Source organism: Streptomyces dryopteridis (assembly GCF_049606955.1).
GTDB lineage: Bacteria > Actinomycetota > Actinomycetes > Streptomycetales > Streptomycetaceae > Streptomyces.
The window spans coordinates 106,451-123,705 of record NZ_CP187113.1 but is presented as its reverse complement, the minus strand read 5'-3'; the positions used below and the strand labels follow the sequence as shown (position 1 = coordinate 123,705).

At 74.6% G+C, this 17,255-nt stretch carries 15 protein-coding genes and 1 riboswitch; of the genes, 11 read left to right on the top strand and 4 right to left on the bottom strand.

Going from position 1 to position 17,255, the window contains the following annotated elements:
- Window positions 1-72: 72 nt before the first annotated feature.
- Window positions 73-1,074 (bottom strand): ornithine carbamoyltransferase, encoded by a 1,002-nt coding sequence (argF, locus tag ACN20G_RS00530; protein ID WP_424210687.1) that lies wholly within the window; start codon window positions 1,072-1,074, stop codon window positions 73-75.
- Window positions 1,075-1,245: 171 nt separating this feature from the next.
- Entirely contained in the window at window positions 1,246-2,469 is a 1,224-nt protein-coding gene (locus ACN20G_RS00525; protein ID WP_424210686.1) for an arginine deiminase, read from the bottom strand.
- Window positions 2,470-2,781: 312 nt separating this feature from the next.
- Here ACN20G_RS00525 and ACN20G_RS00520 point away from each other — a divergent pair, with 312 nt between their 5' ends.
- The 8 genes from ACN20G_RS00520 (at window position 2,782) to ACN20G_RS00485 (ending at window position 12,215) form a co-directional block, all read left to right on the top strand.
- On the top strand, window positions 2,782-3,540 hold the full coding sequence (locus tag ACN20G_RS00520) for a response regulator (RefSeq protein WP_424210685.1): 759 nt from the start codon (window positions 2,782-2,784) through the stop codon (window positions 3,538-3,540).
- 322 nt (window positions 3,541-3,862) lie between these two features.
- The gene (locus ACN20G_RS00515) at window positions 3,863-4,774 is read left to right on the top strand and encodes a hypothetical protein (protein ID WP_424210684.1); all 912 of its coding nucleotides are present in this window, start codon (window positions 3,863-3,865) and stop codon (window positions 4,772-4,774) included.
- A gap of 253 nt (window positions 4,775-5,027) precedes the next feature.
- Window positions 5,028-7,106: an ATP-binding protein gene (locus ACN20G_RS00510; RefSeq protein WP_424210683.1), complete on the top strand. Its 2,079-nt coding sequence runs from the start codon at window positions 5,028-5,030 to the stop codon at window positions 7,104-7,106.
- Window positions 7,107-7,150: 44 nt separating this feature from the next.
- Window positions 7,151-7,281, top strand: a riboswitch (cobalamin riboswitch).
- Window positions 7,282-7,321: 40 nt separating this feature from the next.
- Window positions 7,322-8,302: an ABC transporter substrate-binding protein gene (locus ACN20G_RS00505; protein ID WP_424210682.1), complete on the top strand. Its 981-nt coding sequence runs from the start codon at window positions 7,322-7,324 to the stop codon at window positions 8,300-8,302.
- A complete protein-coding gene (locus ACN20G_RS00500; RefSeq protein ID WP_424210681.1) occupies window positions 8,299-9,333 on the top strand; it encodes a FecCD family ABC transporter permease in 1,035 nt (344 codons plus the stop codon). Before ACN20G_RS00505 ends, ACN20G_RS00500 begins: the two co-directional genes overlap by 4 nt.
- Complete coding sequence (locus ACN20G_RS00495) at window positions 9,330-10,100, top strand: ABC transporter ATP-binding protein (RefSeq protein ID WP_424210680.1); 771 nt, start codon at window positions 9,330-9,332, stop codon at window positions 10,098-10,100. Before ACN20G_RS00500 ends, ACN20G_RS00495 begins: the two co-directional genes overlap by 4 nt.
- A 73-nt stretch (window positions 10,101-10,173) precedes the next feature.
- A complete protein-coding gene (gene hemC, locus ACN20G_RS00490) occupies window positions 10,174-11,193 on the top strand; it encodes a hydroxymethylbilane synthase (protein WP_424210679.1) in 1,020 nt (339 codons plus the stop codon).
- A gap of 11 nt (window positions 11,194-11,204) precedes the next feature.
- The gene (locus ACN20G_RS00485) at window positions 11,205-12,215 is read left to right on the top strand and encodes an NUDIX domain-containing protein (protein ID WP_424210678.1); all 1,011 of its coding nucleotides are present in this window, start codon (window positions 11,205-11,207) and stop codon (window positions 12,213-12,215) included.
- Between the two features lie 21 nt (window positions 12,216-12,236).
- Here ACN20G_RS00485 and ACN20G_RS00480 read toward each other — a convergent pair whose 3' ends face one another.
- The gene (locus tag ACN20G_RS00480; RefSeq protein ID WP_424210677.1) at window positions 12,237-14,051 is read right to left on the bottom strand and encodes a VanW family protein; all 1,815 of its coding nucleotides are present in this window, start codon (window positions 14,049-14,051) and stop codon (window positions 12,237-12,239) included.
- A gap of 237 nt (window positions 14,052-14,288) precedes the next feature.
- Between ACN20G_RS00480 and ACN20G_RS00475 the strand changes: the two genes are divergently transcribed.
- The 3 genes from ACN20G_RS00475 to ACN20G_RS00465 all read left to right on the top strand — a co-directional run bounded on the left by ACN20G_RS00475 (window position 14,289) and on the right by ACN20G_RS00465 (window position 15,909).
- A complete protein-coding gene (locus ACN20G_RS00475; RefSeq protein WP_424210676.1) occupies window positions 14,289-14,768 on the top strand; it encodes a hypothetical protein in 480 nt (159 codons plus the stop codon).
- A 165-nt stretch (window positions 14,769-14,933) separates the two neighbouring features.
- Window positions 14,934-15,164: a WhiB family transcriptional regulator gene (locus ACN20G_RS00470; protein WP_424210675.1), complete on the top strand. Its 231-nt coding sequence runs from the start codon at window positions 14,934-14,936 to the stop codon at window positions 15,162-15,164.
- A 322-nt stretch (window positions 15,165-15,486) separates the two neighbouring features.
- A complete protein-coding gene (locus tag ACN20G_RS00465; protein WP_424210674.1) occupies window positions 15,487-15,909 on the top strand; it encodes a DUF350 domain-containing protein in 423 nt (140 codons plus the stop codon).
- A gap of 74 nt (window positions 15,910-15,983) precedes the next feature.
- Here the strand turns inward: ACN20G_RS00465 and ACN20G_RS00460 are convergent, their stop codons facing one another.
- Window positions 15,984-17,240, bottom strand: coding sequence for an acyltransferase family protein (locus ACN20G_RS00460; protein ID WP_424210673.1), 1,257 nt, complete (start codon window positions 17,238-17,240; stop codon window positions 15,984-15,986).
- Between the last annotated feature and the right edge of the window lie 15 nt (window positions 17,241-17,255).

Sequence of the window (17,255 nt, the reverse complement as noted above, 5' to 3'; positions counted from 1 at the left end):
GGAACGGACCGATCCGCGACACCGGGCCGACGGGGAGGACGAGGCCGCGCCCGGCGTGGCGCGGGGGCGGGATCAGTCGCCGAGGGTGGCGACCATCACCGCCTTGATGGTGTGCATCCGGTTCTCGGCCTGGTCGAAGACCACCGACCGCTCGGACTCGAACACCTCGTCGGTGACCTCCAGGGCCTCCATGCCGTGGCTCGCGTGGATCTCCGCGCCCACCTTCGTGTTCCGGTCGTGGAAGGCCGGCAGGCAGTGCAGGAACTTGGCCCGCGGGTTGTCCGTGGCCTTCATGACCTCGGCGGTCACTTGGTAGGGGGTGAGCAGCGCGATGCGCTCGTCCCACACCTCCTTGGGCTCGCCCATGGAGACCCACACGTCGGTGTAGACGAAGTCCACGCCCGCGACGCCGCCGGTCACGTCCTCGGTGTGGGTGATCCGCGCACCGGTCCGCTCCGCGATCTCGGCGGCGGTCGCGATGGTCTCGGGGTCGTTCCAGAGCGATTCGGGGGCCACGATCCGCACGTCGGCGCCCATCAGGGCGCCCATCACGAGCAGGGAGTTGCCCACGTTGTTGCGGGCGTCGCCGAGGTAGGCGAACGAGATCTCGTGCAGCGGCTTGCCGGAGTGTTCGCGCATGGTGAGGAAGTCGGCGAGCATCTGCGTCGGGTGCCACTCGTCGGTGAGACCGTTCCAGACCGGCACGCCGGCGAACTCGGCCAGTTCCTCCACGAGCACCTGGGAGGAGCCCCGGTACTCGATGCCGTCGTACATCCGCCCGAGCACCCGGGCGGTGTCCTTCATCGACTCCTTGTGTCCGATCTGGGAGCCGGAGGGGTCGAGGTAGGTGACGTGCGCGCCCTGGTCGTGGGCGGCCACCTCGAAGGCACAGCGGGTGCGGGTCGAGGTCTTCTCGAAGATGAGCGCGATGTTGCGGCCGGTCAGGCGGGGGCGCTCGGTCCCGATCCGCTTGGCGGTCTTCAGCTCGGCCGCCAGGTCGATCAGGTGCGTCAGCTCGGCGGGGGTGAAGTCGATTTCCTTGACGAAGCTGCGGTGGCGCAGATTCAGGGCCATGTCGGTGGCGCCTTCCTGGGAGTGGGGGGTGCGTGGGGCCCGTCGGGCCGGGTCACGGGGCCGACGGGGGAGCGGACGGGGGTCGGGCCGACGGGGGCGTGCGGGGGCGGGGGCCCACACCCGGGTCTCGTGCCCCGGGGGTGCGCCGTCGCGCCCCGCCGCGCCCTCGGCTCAGACCGCCTCGCGCTCGATCGGGCAGCTCATGCAGCGCGGGCCGCCGCGACCGCGGCCCAGCTCGCTGCCGCGCACCCGGATGACCTCGACGCCGTTCTCCTCCAGGTACTTGTTGGAGGCCACGTTGCGGTCGTAGGCCACGACCACGCCCGGCTCGATGGTGAGGACGTTGCAGCCGTCGTCCCACTGCTCGCGCTCGGCGGCGAAGGCGCCCTGACGCGGGGTGAGGATGTTGATCTCGTCCAGGCCCAGCGCGTTCGCGATGACCGTGTGCATCTCCTCCGGGGCGTGCCGGGTGACCTTCAGGTCGTCCGGGGCGCCCTGGGACTCGATGGTGTAGGAGGGCAGCATGCCCAGGCCGGCGTACTTGGTGAAGGTGTTGCCGTCGACCATGGTCATGACCGTGTCCAGGTGCATGAAGGCCCGGCCCTTGGGCATGTCCAGGGCCACGATCCGCTGGGCGGAGCCCTCCTTGAACAGCTGGATCGCGAGGTCCTCGACGCCCTGCGGGGTGGTGCGCTCGCTCATGCCGACCAGGACGGCCCCGTTGCCGATGACCAGGACGTCGCCGCCCTCCATGGTGGACGGGTAGGAGCTCTGGCCCTCGTTCCACACCTTGTACTGACGGTCCGCGAACAGCGGGTGGTAGCGGTAGATGGCCTCGAAGTGGACCGTCTCGCGGCGCCGGGCCGTCTTCTTCATGGCGTTGATGGAGACGCCGTCGTAGACCCAGCAGGAGGTGTCGCGGGTGAACAGGTGGTTGGGGAGGGGGGCGATCACGAAGTCCTCGTCGTCCATCACCTGGACCCGCACGGATCGCGGCCTGCCCATCCTGTCGACGAGCTCCCTCTTGGTGATGCCGCCCACCAGGTGCCTGGTCAGTTCCTCGGTGTCGAAGCCCTCGTAGACGTTGCGGGCCCGGTCGGTGGCGATGGGGCCGTACTCGCGCTCGTCGAAGAGGCGACCGAGGACGAGGGAGCGGGCCTCGGAGTTCTTCATGGTCTCGGCGAGCAGGTCGGTGAAGAGGTGGACCGTGATGCCGCGGTCGCGCAGGGTCTGCGCGAAGAAGTCGTGCTCCTCCTGGGCCCTCTCGACCCACAGCACGTCGTCGAAGAGGAGATCGTCCTTGTTGCTGGGCGTCAGGCGCTCCAGTTCAAGGCCCGGACGGTGCAGGATGACCTGCTTGAGCTTGCCCGCTTCGGAATCGACATGGAAAGACATGGGGTCCTCCTCGGTCCGTGGCCGCCGCGCCGTTGCGTCGACCTCGTGGAAGAAACGTATTCCCTGCGAATCCATGGTTTTGCCGCGAAAGGGCCTGCGCTTCCCAAGATCCCCTGTCCTTCCTGACAGGATTCCCGCACCCCCCTAGCCCTGATCTTTCCGGCACCCCCGGGCTGGGGGTATCGGGACCTTAGGCCGGGAGGATGCTGTCCTTGTGACCCACCCGACTCGACCATCGGTCCGCGTACGTTGGGATCACAGGCCCGCAGGGGCGGAATTCCGCCCCGCGCGGCGGGATTTGGGGAGGACGAAATGCCCACACGTGTGCTGATCGCGGACGCCGAGGAAGTCGTCCGGGTCGGCCTGCGCGCCATCCTGGCGCCGGGTACGGAATTCGAGGTCGTGGCCGACACCGGGGACGGCAAGGAGGCCGTGGAACGGGCCCTCGCGGACGGACCCGACGTGTGCGTCATGGGCACCACCCTCGGCGGCCTCGACGGCCTCGCCGTGGTCCGCGCCCTCACCGGCACCGGATGCCGGGTCGTGGTCCTCACGAGCTCCACCTCGGACGACGACTTCTGCGCGGCGATGCGCGGCGGGGCCCACGCCTTCCTCGCCAAGAGCCTCTCCCCACCCCTGCTCCGCCAGGGCATCAGGCTCGCCGCCTTCGGCGCCTACGCCCTCTCGCCCTCGGCCGCCGACAGCCTGCGCGGGCTCCTCAACGGCTGCCGGCACCTGCCCGACGAGGGCTGCCGACACCTGCCCACCGAACCCACGCACCCGCTGAGTCCCAGCGAACTCCAGGTCGCCGGCCTCGTCGCGGCCGGCCGCACCGACCAGGAGATCGCGGACTGTCGGGGGGTGTCGGTCTCCGCCGTCAAGAAGACCGTCTCGCACTGTCGGCGCAAGGTCGCCGCGAAGAACCGCGTGGAACTGGCCCGCTGGGCCTGGTTGAACGGCCTGGAGGCCCCCGACCCCGGCCCCGCCGACGCGCCCCCGCCCGCCGACCCGCCGCACCGCCCCGGTCACGCGCCCCTCGCCGCGGTCGCCGGCGGGGCCCTCGCCGGCTGAGACCCGGGCCGGGCTCGGCCGTTCGCCGCGCCCCCGGGCGCGGCGGCCCGCCCGGCGCCGGGCGGCGACACGGATGCCGGGCCGCCCCGTTCGGCCGTTCGCGCCCGCCGGCGCGTCCGGCCCGGTCGGACCGGGCCAGGCCGGCCGGGTGGGTGAGCCCGGGAAGCCGATCGGCGCAGCGGCACGGCGTGTCGTTGGCCCAACTCGCCCCATCTGGCGCGCCATTCCGCTTTTCGATCTTGCCGGCGGGTCGGTCCGGGAGATGCTGTGCCCTCGTTCCATCGGAGCGTATGACCATTCCGTACGACGAAGGGGTGTTCGCATGGCGTCCACAGCAAGAACCGGACGGGCGGCCCGCATCGCCGGCAGCATCGTCCTCCCGGTCACCGTCGCCCTCGTCGGGGTCACGGCCCCCGCCCTCGCCGCCGACCGGGCCGCCGCGCCCGCCACCGGCGACAAGTGCGGCCACCGCGCGGCCCCCGCGCCCGCCGCCCCCACCACCGACCACCACTGCAAGGCCGAGAAGGGCCCCAAGGGCGACAAGGGGGCGCCGGGGGCCAAGGGGCCCAAGGGCGACAAGGGAGCGCCCGGGGCCAAGGGCCCCAAGGGCGATCCCGGGGTCCGCGGCGAACAGGGCCTCCAGGGGAACCCCGGGCCCAAGGGCCCCAAGGGGGACCCCGGCCGCCCCGGTGACACCGGCCCCGCCGGCGCCCAGGGCCAGAAGGGCCCCGCCGGGCCGGCCGGTCCCGCCGGTGCCCAGGGCGTGGCCGGACTGCCCGGCTCGGGCGGCCCCCAGGGCGTCGCCGGTCCCGCCGGCCGGCAGGGTCCCCCCGGACCCACCGGCCCCCAGGGGCCGCTCGGCCCGGTCGGCCCGCAGGGCGTGATGGGCCCCATGGGCCCGTGCACGGCCGTGGACTCCCAGATGCCCAACAACGCCGAGGAGTTCGCCCTCGTCCTCAAGGACGACCGGACCTGGATCGGCCGGCGCTCCCGCGACATGGCCGGGGTCTGGGGCGATTTCGTGTGGACCGACCTCTCGGCGGCCCCGGTCACCGGCTACCCCTCCCAGGTGTGCGCCATCTCGCTGGCCATCCAGGGCAACGACGTCAAGATCAAGGCGATGACGAAGGCCGGGGTGCTGTACCACACCCACTGCGAGACCAACGGGCGCGCGGTCACCTGCGACGCCCCGTGGGCCCCCGTCACCACCCAGCCGGGCCCGCGCGCCCGCTGACCCGTTCCCACCGGAACCACCCCCGCGGGCCGCCCCGTTCAGGGCCCGCACGGCGTCCCGACCGAGCCCGGGCGCCTCACCGGACGAGGATCCGGCGGCCCGCCGGCCGCCGGCCGTCCCGCACCCCCATCGGCCGCGCATCCGCCCACCGACGGCGCGCCGGCCGCCCGCGAGCGACCATTTCCGGCCGGCGTACGATCCGGTCCCGCCCAAAGGGGATCGGATGAGCCCGCCGGTACGTCAGACTGGGCGCGTGCAGGGACACCCGGAAGACACCGCGTCCTTCGTGGGACGCCGCAGCGAACTCGCCGCGCTCCACGCGGCCTTGGCCGCGGGCCGACTGGTCACTCTGACGGGCCCCGGCGGCGTCGGCAAATCCCGACTCGCCCGGCAGGCCCTCGCGACCCCGCCGGCCGCCTTCCCCGACGGGATCCACTGGGCCGACCTGTCCCCGCTCCCCGACGCCCAACTCCTCGTCGCCACCGTCTCCGACGCCCTCGACCTCGCCGACCACACCGTGCGCAGTCTCGCCGACGCCGTCCGGGACTGGCTCGTCGACCGCCGACTGCTCCTGGTCCTCGACTGCTGCGAGCACCTGATCGCCGAGGTCCGCGACCTGGTCGCCGACCTCCTCGACGCCGCCCCCGGCCTCTCCGTGCTCCTCACCAGCCGGCAGCCCCTGGACTCCCCGCTCGAATACGTCGTGGACGTGGGCCCGCTCCCGCAGGAGGAGACCCGCCCCGAGGCCCTCACCCTCTTCGCCGACCACGTCGCGCGCGTCTCCCCGTCCCAGGCCCGCCCCTGGGGTCGGCGCCAGGAGGACGCCGCCCGCCTCGTCTGCGCCCGCCTCGAAGGCGTCCCCCTCGCCCTCGAACTCGCCGCCGCCCAGCTCTCCGAACTCACCCTGGAACAACTCGCCGCCCGCCTCGCCGGCGAGATCGGCCCCCTCGCCGCCGACCGCCCCGTCGGCCCCCACCACCCGGCCCGCCACCGCGCCCTGCGCACCGCGATCGGCTGGAGCCACGAATGGTGCACCCCCCGGGAACGCCTGCTGTGGCTGCGGCTGTCGGTCTTCGGCGGCCCCTTCGACCTCGCCGCCGCCCGCGCCATCTGCTCCGCCGCCCCCCTCAACCCCCTGGAGGTGGCCGGGCTCCTCGACTCCCTCGTCGCGAAGTCCGTGGTGCGCCGCACCGGCGCCGCCGAGAGCGACGGCGGCACCCACCGGATGCTCGACACCATCCGCGAGTACGGGGCGATGTGGCTCGGCGAACTCGGCGAGGGCCCCCACCTGCGGGCCCGCCACGCCGCCTACTTCTACGGCATGGTCCGCGCCGCCGACCGCGAATGGCTCGGCCCCGCCCAACGCACCGCCTACCGGCGGATCGCCGGCGCCCACGGCGACGTGTGCGCCGCCCTCGACTTCTACCTGGAGAGCGAACCCGTCCGCGCCGTCGAACTCGCCGGTCGCGTCGGCTTCTTCTGGGCCTGCTCCGGACACCTGCACGCCGCCCGCGCCTACCTCGAACGCGCCCTCGACCTCGCCCCCGACGACGAACCCGCCGGCGAGGGCCGACTGCGCGCCCTGTGGGCCCTCGGGGTCACCCTGCTGCTCCAGGGCGAACAGGAACTCGCCCACGAGGTCGCCCTCGGCTGCGAGGCCCTCGCCCTGCGGGACGACTTCGGCCTCGACCGGGCCCCCGTCCTCGACACCGCCTACCTGCTCGGCCTCAGCCACCTCCTCGCCGGCCGCCCGCTGGCCGCCCGGATCGTCGCCGACAACGCCCTGGAGGCCGCCCCCGGGCACTTCTTCGACTCCGGCGCCCGGGTCCGCTGCCACCTCGTGCGGGTCTTCGCCCTCACCGGCATGGGTCTCCTGCCCGAGGCCAGACGCGAGGCGACCGCCCTGCGCGAGGGCTGCGTGGCCCGCGACGAGCACTGGACCCGGGCCTACGCCGACTACCAACTCGCCCTCATCTCCCTCTTCGAGGACCTCCCCGAGGAAGCCGCCGGCCACGCCCGCTCCATGCTCGACAGCAAGCGCGAACTCGGCGACAGCTTCGGCACCGCCCTCGGCCTGGACCTGCTGGCCGCCGCCCGCGCCGCCGCCGGCGACGGGGAGGGCGGCGCCCGCGCCTACGGCGCCGGCCACGCCTACTGGCAGGCCGTCGGGCACCCCCAGCGCGGCACCCCCGAGCTCAAGGGGGTCCGCGACCGCTTCGAGGAGACCGCGCGCGGCGCGCTGGGCGACGAGGCGTACGAGGCCGCGTTCCAGGAGGGCGTCCGGCACGGCCGGGCCCTGCGCCTGGGCGCGGGCATCGCCGGCGGCGGATGAGGGACGAGGGTCGCACGCGGGTTCGGGCCGCCCGGAGCCGTCTGGCAGACTGACGGGGTTCACCCTCGGCGGTGCAGGATCAGGAAACCCGGTGCGAATCCGGTGCGGTCCCGCCACTGTGACCGGCAAGGCCAGCGGCCCGCCGGGAGTCAGACACTGACGCACCGCCTCTCACGTCGACCAGGGGACGAGGATCCCCGGGAGAGGCAACACCCATGCCCCGCCGTCCCGCCCTGCCCGGGCTGCTGTCCGTCGTCATCGCCCTGTCGCTCGCCGGTTGCGCCGGCGCCCCGGGGGGCCCGGCCGAGCCCCGCGCGGCCACCGCCACTGCGGCCGGGTTCCCGTACACCGTCGACAACTGCGGGGTGCGGACCACCTTCACGGCCCCGCCCCGACGCGCCGTGACCATGAACCAGCACGCCACCGAGATCCTCCTCGCCCTCGGCCTGAAGGACCGCCTGGTCGGCACCGCCTACCTCGACGACGCGATCGGCCCGAAGTACCGCGCCGACTACGAGAAGATCCCCGTGCTCGCCCCCGAGTACCCCGACAAGGAGACCCTCCTCGCCGCCGAACCCGACTTCGTCTACGGGGGCTACGGCAGCGCCTTCGACAAGGCCGCCGGGCGCTCCCGCGCGGATCTCTCCGCCGCCCACGTCAACACCCGCCTGAACACCGAGTACTGCGGCAAGGGTCCGGTCGGCGTGCCGCAGCTGCGCACCGAGATCACCGAGGTCGCCCGCACCTTCGGGGTGCCCGAGCGCGGCGAGCGGCTGATCGCCGAGGAGACCCGCCGGATCGACGCGGCCGTCGCCCGCGTCGCCGGCTCGCCCCGACCCACCGTGTTCGCCTTCGACTCCGGCGAGGGCTCCGCCTTCACCTCGGGCGGCAAGGGCATCGGCAACGAGGTCATCACCCTGGCCGGCGGCACCAACGTCTTCGCCGACCTCGACGACACCTTCGGCGACGTCTCCTGGGAACAGGTCATCGACCGCGCGCCCCAGGTCATCCTGATCTACGACTACGGCAAGACCGACGTCGAGGCGAAGAAGAAGCGCCTGCTGGAGGATCCGGCGCTGGCCTCGGTGCCCGCCGTCCGCGACAAGCGGTTCGTGGTCCTCCCGCTGTCCTCGGTGGTGCTCGGCGTGCGCGTGGCCGACGCCGTCGAGTCCCTCGCCGGTCAGCTGCACCCGTGAGCCGGATCAGGACCGGGGCCGCCGTCCTCACCCTGACGGCGGCCCTGACGGCGGCCCTGGCCGGCGCGGTCCTCGCCGGCATCGCCCTCGGCTCCGTGCCCATACCCCCCGGCCGGGTCCTGTCCGTCCTCCTCGGCACCGAGCCCCCCGGCCCGCTCACCGCGATCGTGTGGGACGTCCGGCTGCCCCGGATCCTGCTCGGCGCCCTCGTCGGCGCCGGCCTCGCCCTCACCGGCGCCGTCCTCCAGGCCCTGGTCCGCAACCCGCTGGCCGACCCCTTCCTCCTCGGCGCCTCCTCCGGGGCCTCCGCCGGCGCGGTCGCCGTCATCGTCCTCGGCGGCTCCGCCGGCCTCCTCGGCGGCCTCGGCCTGCCCGCCGCCGCCTTCCTCGGCGCCTTCGCCGCCCTCCTCCTCGTGCACGTCCTCGCCCGCCGCGAGGGCGGCGTCACGGGCGGCCGACTCGTCCTCGCCGGCGTCGCTGTGCAGTACGTCCTGTCCGCCCTCACCAGCCTCGTCCTCGTCCTCGGCGCCTCCGCCGACGAGGTCCGCGCCGTCCTCTTCTGGACCCTGGGCGGCCTCGGCGGCGCCCGCTGGGACGCCCTCCCGGTGCCCCTCGCGGCCCTGCTCCTCGGCGGCGCCCTCCTCATCGCCCTGGCCCGCCCCCTGGACCTGCTCCTCGCCGGCGAGGAGGACGCCCGCACCCTCGGCCTGAACACCGGCCGCTTCCGCGCCCTCGCCTTCGTGCTGACCTCCCTCGTGATCGGCGTGCTCGTCGCGCAGAGCGGCGCCATCGGCTTCGTCGGCCTGATGGTCCCGCACGCCGTACGGCTCGTGGTCGGCGCCGGACACCGCGCCCTGCTGCCCGTCTCCGCCCTCGCCGGCGCGGCCTTCCTCGTCTGGGCCGACCTCCTCGCCCGCACCGCGGCCGCCCCCCGCGAGATCCCGGTCGGCGTGATCACCGCCCTGGTCGGCGGCCCCTTCTTCCTGTGGCTGCTGCGCCGCGGCCGGCGCGCCCGGCAGGTGCTCGGATGAACCCCGTCGACCTGCGGATCGAGGGGATCCGCCACACCGCCGGCGGCCGGGCCCTGCTCGACGACGTGCACCTGAGCGCGTCCCCCGGCGAGACCCTCGGCGTGGTCGGCCCCAACGGCTCCGGCAAGACCACCCTGCTGCGGGTCCTGCACGGCGTGCTGCGCCCCGAACGCGGCCGCGTGCTCCTCGACGGCGTCGACACCCGCACCCTCGGCGCCCGCGACACCGCCCGCCGGCTCGCCGCCGTCCCCCAGAGCGCCGACGCGGCCGGTGAGCTCACCCTGCGCGAGGTCGTCGCCATGGGCCGCAGCCCGCACCGCCGGTTCTGGGAGACCGACCGCCCCGAGGACCACGCCCGCGTCGCCGCCGCCCTCGACCGCACCGACCTCGCCCACCTCGCCGACCGCCCGTTCGGCCTGCTTTCCGGCGGCGAACGCCAACGCGGCCTGGTGGCCCGCGCGTTGGCCCAGGACCCCGGACTGATCACCCTCGACGAACCCACCAACCACCTCGACATCCGCCACCGCCTCGACCTGTTGGCCCTCGTCCGCGACCTCCCCACCACCGTGCTGCTGGTACTGCACGACCTCAACCTCGCCGCGTGGGTCTGCGACCGCGTCGCGGTGCTGCACGAGGGCCGGATCGTCGCCCGCGGCACCCCCGCCGAGGTCCTCACCCCCGAGCTCCTCGCCGAGGTGTACCAGGTGCGCGCCCAGGTCACCGTCCACCCCGTCACCGGCGCCCCCCACCTGATCTTCCTGCCCTGAACCGCCCGTAACCCCAGGCCCCCGCGCGCTGTTGCACAGGCCGGCACAGCGATCGATCGGCGAGGGGTGCGAGATGACACGTGGACGCGGCACGGACGGCGCGGTGCGCCTCGCCACCCGACCCAGTCCCATGGCCCTCGCCCAGACCGAGGCGTTCGCCCGGCGGTTCCGCCGCACCCACCCCGACCGGCCCCTGATCGTGGTCCAGACCGTCTCCCTCGGCGACCGACACCCCGGCCCCCTCGCCGAGATCGGCGGCAAGGGCGCCTTCACCCGCCGCGCCGACTCCCTCCTCCTCGCCGGCGAGGTCGACTTCACCATCTCCTGCGCCAAGGACCTGCCCGGCGCCCACGACCGGAGCCCCGGCATCGTCCTGGGCGCCGCCCTGCCCCGCGAGGACGTCCGCGACGCCGTGGTCCGACCCGCCTGCCCCACCGGCCGCACCCCCGTCCCGCTCGCCGAGCTCCCCGCCGGCGCCCGCGTCGGCACCAGCGCACCACGCCGCGCCGCCCTGCTCCGCTCCCGGCTCCCACACCTGGTGCCGGTGCCGATCCGCGGCAACCTCGACACCCGCCTCGCGCTCCTCGACACCGGCGGCGCCGGACTCGACGCCCTGATCGTCGCCCACGCGGGCCTGGCCCGCCTGGGCCTGGCCGGCCGCGCCACCGAGATCTGGAGCCCCGAGTACTGGCCCCCGGCCGCCGGCGCCGGCGTGATCGTCGTCGAACACCGCGCGGGCGACCACGCCGCGGCCGCCCTCCTCGCCCCCTTCGACCACGCCCCCACCCGCCTCGGCCTCACCGCCGAACGCGCCGTCCTGGCGGGTCTGCGCGGCGACTGCGCCACCGCCGCCTCCGTGGTCACCACCAGACTTCCCGACGGCCGGCTGCGGATCCGCGCCGAACTCCTCGACCCCGACGGCGGCCCCGGCTCCGTCGCGCACGTCCACGGCGCACCCGCCGAGGCCGAGGCCCTCGGGCGCACCACCGCCCGGCTCCTCCTCGACGAGGAACCGCCCGCGCGCCCCCCGGCCATCCCCCACCAGCCCGTGTCCCAGCCACACTCCCCGTCCGCATCCCTCCCCTCCCCGTGAACGGAGCCCCCATGACCCCGTTGACCGAAGCGATCCCGGACCAGCCCGGCAGCCGGATGACCCCGGCGGAGTACGGCGCCTCGCGCGCCGGCCTGTGGACGGCCGCCGGCGTCCTGGTCACCGACCGGGACGGGCGGGTCCTCGTCCAGCACGTCGACTACCGCGACACCCTGCTGCTGCCCGGCGGCGCCGTCGACGCCGGCGAATCCCCCTCCACCGCCGCCGCCCGCGAGATGGACGAGGAACTCGGCGTCGAGACCCGCCCCACCCGGGGCCTGGTCGTCGACTGGATTCCCGCCAACACCCCCGGTTTCGAACCCGAGATGCGCTTCCCCGGCGAGATCGTCTACGTCTTCGACGGCGGCACCTGGAGCCCCGAACGCATCGCCTCGGTCCGGCTGCCCGCCCAGGAGATCACCGGCATCCGCTTCGTGGAACCCGGCGACCTGGCCCGGGTGATGGAGGCCGGTGACGCCCGCCGCGTCCTCGCCGCCCTGCGCGCCCGCGTCGAGGGGCAGGCCCCGACCCTCCTCGAACGCGGCCGGCCCGCCGAACCCGGCGCCCTGGACCGCCTCGGCGTGCTGTGCGCCCCCCGCCCCCGCGAACACGGGGCCTGGCGCACCGGACCCGTCCCGCAGGACCTGGCCGTCCGCGACACCCGCTGCTGGCTGCTGGCCCCCGACGGCCGCGCCCTGGCCCTGGTGGACCGCGAGCACGGCACGGTGTCCCTGCCCACTCCCGAACAGGTCCCGCCCGGTCACGTCGACGGCCCCCTGGCACCCCTCGGCCACCTGCACGACGAGAACGCGCCCTGGCTGCACCTGCGGACCGTGGGTCGTCTCGGCCCCGGCGCCACCGCCCCCGGCGGCCGGTACGCGGCCCTGCTGGCCACCCCCGAACAGATCCGGGAGCTCACCGACTGGGGCCCCGACGGCCCCGCCCAGATCGCCGCCGTCCACGAGGCCCGCCGGCTGCGCGGACTGCCCGAACCGCTCCGCGGCCCGGTCACCGAACTGGCGTGAGCCCGCGCGCCCCGCGCGGCCTCAGGAGGCGGAGGCCGACCCGCTCGGGGTCGGGGACTTCTCCGGCTCGCAGGTGACCTTGTCGCGCGGGGTGTAGTGGGTCTTGAAGGTCTCGCGGCCCACCTCGGCCCCGCCCTTGACGAAGATCCGGTCCACGGCCACGTCGAATCCCTCCAACGGGCTCTGCGCCTCACAGGTTCGCCCGGAGGCGGTCCGCTCGGCCGGCTTGACGACGTTGGTGCGCGGTCCCTTCGTGGCCCGCACCTCGTCGTACTTCTTCGTCCCGAGGAAGGAGATGGTCACCGAACGGTCGGTGGCCTCCGCCTGCACGTAGATCGCCTTGCCCGAGTCGTTGCGGAACCTCAGGTCCAGGCTGCCCCAGGCGACCGTGGCCTCGCGGCCCTCGGGGTAGCGCTCGATGTAGAAGGAGTGCGCCCCGTACTCCACGGGCTTGACCCCCGCGAAGAACATCGCGTTGAACATGGTGGTGGCCACGGCGGAGACCCCGCCGCCGGCCGCCTTCACGTAGCGCCCGTCGTTGATCATGATGCCCTCGGTGAACCCGTTGGCCTCGGTGCGCTCCCCGACCCGCTTGTTGAAGCTCCACTCCTCGTTCGGCATCACCAGCGAGCCGTTGATCAGCTCCGCCGCCCGACCGATGTTGATCCGGCGGTACTCGGCGGGCTCGAAGTTCACCGTGAACGAGGACATCTTCTCCTTGATGCCCAGCTCCGCCAGGGTCGCGGAGCTCAGCTTGGGCTTGACCTCCCGCGTGGCCACCGTGCCGGTGCGGGCCGCCGCGTCCCCGCCCGTGAGCAGGGGGACCACGGCCTCGCCCAGGGCGGCGGGGGTGACCTGCCGGCCCGAGACGCCCTCGCGGGCCACGGCCACGCGCGTTCCGTCCAGGCGCAGCGTCGCCTCCCGGACCTCCCCGCCTGCCTTCTCCAGCGGCCCGGCCACCGCCGGGTCCGCGAGCAGCTTCTCCGCGTCCAGCGCGGGCACCAGAGCGGGGTGGCCCGCCACCGTGCCCGGCTTCATCGTCAGGTGTTTCGACAGGGTCCCGGGGGCGACCGTCACGGAGCCCTCGCCGACCTTCAGCGTGATCGGCGCCGACATGGCCGGCTCGCCGAACTCCCGCACGGCCCGGTCGACCATCGCCTTGTCGACCTTCGGTCGCGTGCGGGTCACGGGTATCTCCACCGGGGCGGCCACGGCCTTCCCGGCCCCGCTCGCGGCGGCCCCCACCGGTCGCGGCCAGGCCGTCCGCAGGGTGTCCAGGGCCGGGGTCACGTTCACGCGGATCCCCGCCCGGGGCTCCGTGGCCTTCGCCGCGCCCTCGGAGAAGGTCACCGAGCCCTCGCGGACGGCCGTGCCCGAGGACTTCTCCAGCGCCGCCAACCGGCTGCGGGCGGTCTTCTCGTCCAGGGTCACCACCGGCTCGACCTCCCGGTCACCACCCGAGAACAGGCGCGCGACCACCGTCCACGGGGCGTTGCCCGAACGGGCCGCGGCGTCGGCGGTGGCCTCGGCGTCCAGGGCCAGCCCCAGCTCCTTGACCGGGGTCGGACTGGTGCGCTCCCCGATCCGCAGCGGCAACGGCGCCGAGCCCTCCGCCCCCAGTTCCCGGGTCAGCACCTCGCGCGCCTCCGACCGGCTCATCCCGCCGATCGCCACCCCGCGCACCGAGGTGCCCTCGGGTATGTCGTCCCCCACGAGCAGCCCGGCGGCGTACAGGCCGCCGAAGCCCAGCACGGCGGCCCCGCACACGAGGGGCAGCACCGGACGACGGCGTCGCGCGTGCGCGGCGGGACGGCGGTCTGCGGCGGAGCGGGACATGGTTCTCCAGGGGATCTCGCGGAACGGGCCGGCGCGCGCGAGGCGACCGACCCGAAGTGACCAACCCACCCAGGTTCACACAATCGGACCAAAACACGTAAGGTCGGGCCTCGACCCGGGCGGACCGTGACCCCCCGCGCGAGAATCCTGCGCCGAAGGTCCCGACCGCGCGGCCTTCGCGCGGCCCAAGGGCCCGGATTTGAATCGCCGCAGGTCAGGACCCCAGGGTAACGAGGTGTGACCTCTCGTATAAACCGCTGGCGCCCCCTCGCCGGCGCACTTCTGGCCCTCGGAGCCCTCTTCCTCACCGCGTGTGACGGATCCGACACCCCGACCCCGGACAGCTCGACCTCGGCCTCGGCGACGCCTTCGGCGACGGCCTCCGCGACCGCCTCCGCCTCGCCCGCGGCCTCCCCCTCGCCGAGCGTCACGGCGAGCCCCACCCCGAGCGCCGAACCCGAGCCCGTCAAGGTGCCCGCCACCCCCACCGCCGTCCCCACCCCGAAGGCGGAGCGGGTGGCCCCGGAGAAGCCCGCGGCGGCCCCGACCCGCGCCGAACCGGAATCCGGTGACGGCGATGTGCTGCTCTCCCCGGCCGGCAACCGCTACAAGCGCGGACAGTTCTGCAAGAAGGCCCACTTGGGCCTCACCACCCTCGATTCCCACGGCTCCACCCTGTACTGCGAGATGGACGGAAGCCGCCCCCGCTGGCAGTAAGCGGAACCGCGACACGAGAGTGGAACGCGAACGGGTCCGAGGTCCCGAACCGTGGGGACCTTCGGTTCGTTGACCCAGGTCCGGGCGCATCGGAGGGTGGGGGGTGTCGGACCGGCCCGTGACGGGCCGGCGGCACCTCACCTTCTCGTGGGAGGAGCGCAGTTGATGGACTGGCGAACCCGTGCCCTGTGTGTCACGGAAGACCCCGACCTCTTCTTCCCGGTGGGGACCTCGGGCCCCGCCGTGACCCAGACCAGCACGGCCAAGGAGGTCTGCGGGCCCTGTCCGGTGGTCGACCGCTGCCTGGACTGGGCCCTGCGGACCCACGAACCCTCCGGCATCTGGGGCGGCATGACCACCCTGGAACGCCGCGAACTCATCCGCGCCTGGGGCTGATCCCGCCCCGGAACCCCATCCCCCCACACCGTCCACACCGTTCACGCGGGGCGGGCCTCCTCACGAGGCCCGCCCCGCGTCCGTGCGTCCGCGCGGGGTGTCGGCGGCCGGCCGGTATCGATCGGTCCCCCTCCCCGCCCCGCGATGCCCGATGCGCCCGGTTCCTCCGCAGGTGCCCGCCGTCGGGGCCCGTCACCGGCCCGGACCGGGGGCCGCCCGCCCGCGATCCCTCCCGCCGGGGCCCCTGACCACGCGCCCACCGTGCGCTAGATTGCGTCACGCCCCCCAGCACCCCGACACACGCACCGGAGACTCCCGCGCAATGACCGACATCGTCAACGGACTCGGACGGACCTCCGCCTACGGCGCGGTCGGCCTGGTCCTGCTCATCCTGGGCGTCCTCCTCGTGGACGTCCTCACCCCCGGCAAGCTCGGGCGGCAGATCTGGCAGGAGCGCAACCGCAACGCGGCCGTCATGCTCAGCTCCGCCCTGCTGGGCGTCGGCGGGATCGTCGCCACCGCGATCTTCACCACCTACGACGACTTCTGCAAGGGACTGCTCAACACGGCCGTCTTCGGCGTGCTCGGCCTCGCCCTGATGGGGATCGCCTTCCTCGTCCTGGACTGGGTCACCCCGGGCAAGCTCGGCGCGATAGTCGTCGACCCCGAACCGCACCCGGCCGTCTGGGTCACCGCCTCCTGCAACGTGGCCGTCGCCGCGATCGTCTGCGCCTCGATCACCTGATCCGCGCCGCCGCGCACGCCCCGGGGCCCCGTCCGACCACCCGGTCGACGGGGCCCCGGCGCGTGCGGGGAGCCTCAGGCCAACCCGAGGGCGAAAGCCCCGAAGCCCAGCGCCAATACCCCGGCCACCACCCGCCGACCGGCCCGCGCCCCGGTCCACGGGGCCTCCAACACCCGGGCCCGCCGCGCGATCAGCACCAGCGCGCACGCGAACACCGGCAACCACGCCGCCCGCCACAGCAACCAGCCCACCGTGTCCGGGGCCGTGGTCAACCCGGGCACCGTCCACCCGGCCACCGAGACCGGCACGGCCGCCGCCAGCATCGCCGTCTGGTGCCAGCACAGGATCGTCATCGCCGCCAGGTTCACCACCACCACCGGAGCCCACAGCGCGGGCCGCGCCAGCAGCCGCCGCAGCCGGTCCCGCAGCAGCACCGCCGCCCCCGACTGCGTGGCCGCCAGGGCCAGGACCAGCAGCGACGGCGGGTGCGAATTGGTCCGCTCGGCCCCCGGCACCCCCACCATCGACAGCGGGTAGTGGAAGACCAGCAGCAGGGTCGCGAACAGCGCCGCACCGCCCCACAGCAGCAGGTGCGCGCCCCGCCGGTCGATCCGCCCGGCCGCCCACGCCACCCCCAGGTGGTACGCGAACAACCAGCCCGGCAGCAGGTTCACGAGCGCCACCCAGCCCGGCACCGACGCCTCGAACGGCCCGTACCGCAGGAAGTCCACCACCGCCACCGAGCCGAGCAGCGGCGCCGCCGACCAGGCCCCGAACCGCTCCACCACCCGCGCGCACAGCGGGGTCAGCGCCGTCACCACCGCGTAGACCCCCACGAACCACAGCGGCTGGATCACCAGCGTTGCCCCGGTCCGCAACGTCCGCTCCGGCACCCCGGCGAGCGCCGCGAGCGGCGCCAACACCGCCCACACCGCCGCCACCCCCAGCACCGGCCGGCCCAACCGGGCCAGCCGCCCCCGCAGCCACGCCCCCCGCGAGCCGGCCCCGTGCCGCGCCCACGACAGGGCCGAGGCGCACCCGCCCACGAGGAAGAAGACCCCCAACATCTGGAGCACCCAACTCGCCGGGGCCAGCGCCCCGAACGTGGACAGCGGGCTCGCGTTGCGCAGGGCCCCCTCGTCCGTCACGGTGAACCCGCCGAGCATCCAGTGCCCGACGGGCACCGCGAGCAGGGCCAGGGCCCGCAACCCGTCCAGGGCGCGGTCCCGGTGCGGCGGGGTCGCCGCCTCGATCCGGGCGACGGCCCGGGACAGACCGGCCCGGGCGGACGGCGACGACTTCGACGGTGCTGTGGGGGTGGGGCGCGGCATGGCCCGTCTCCTCTC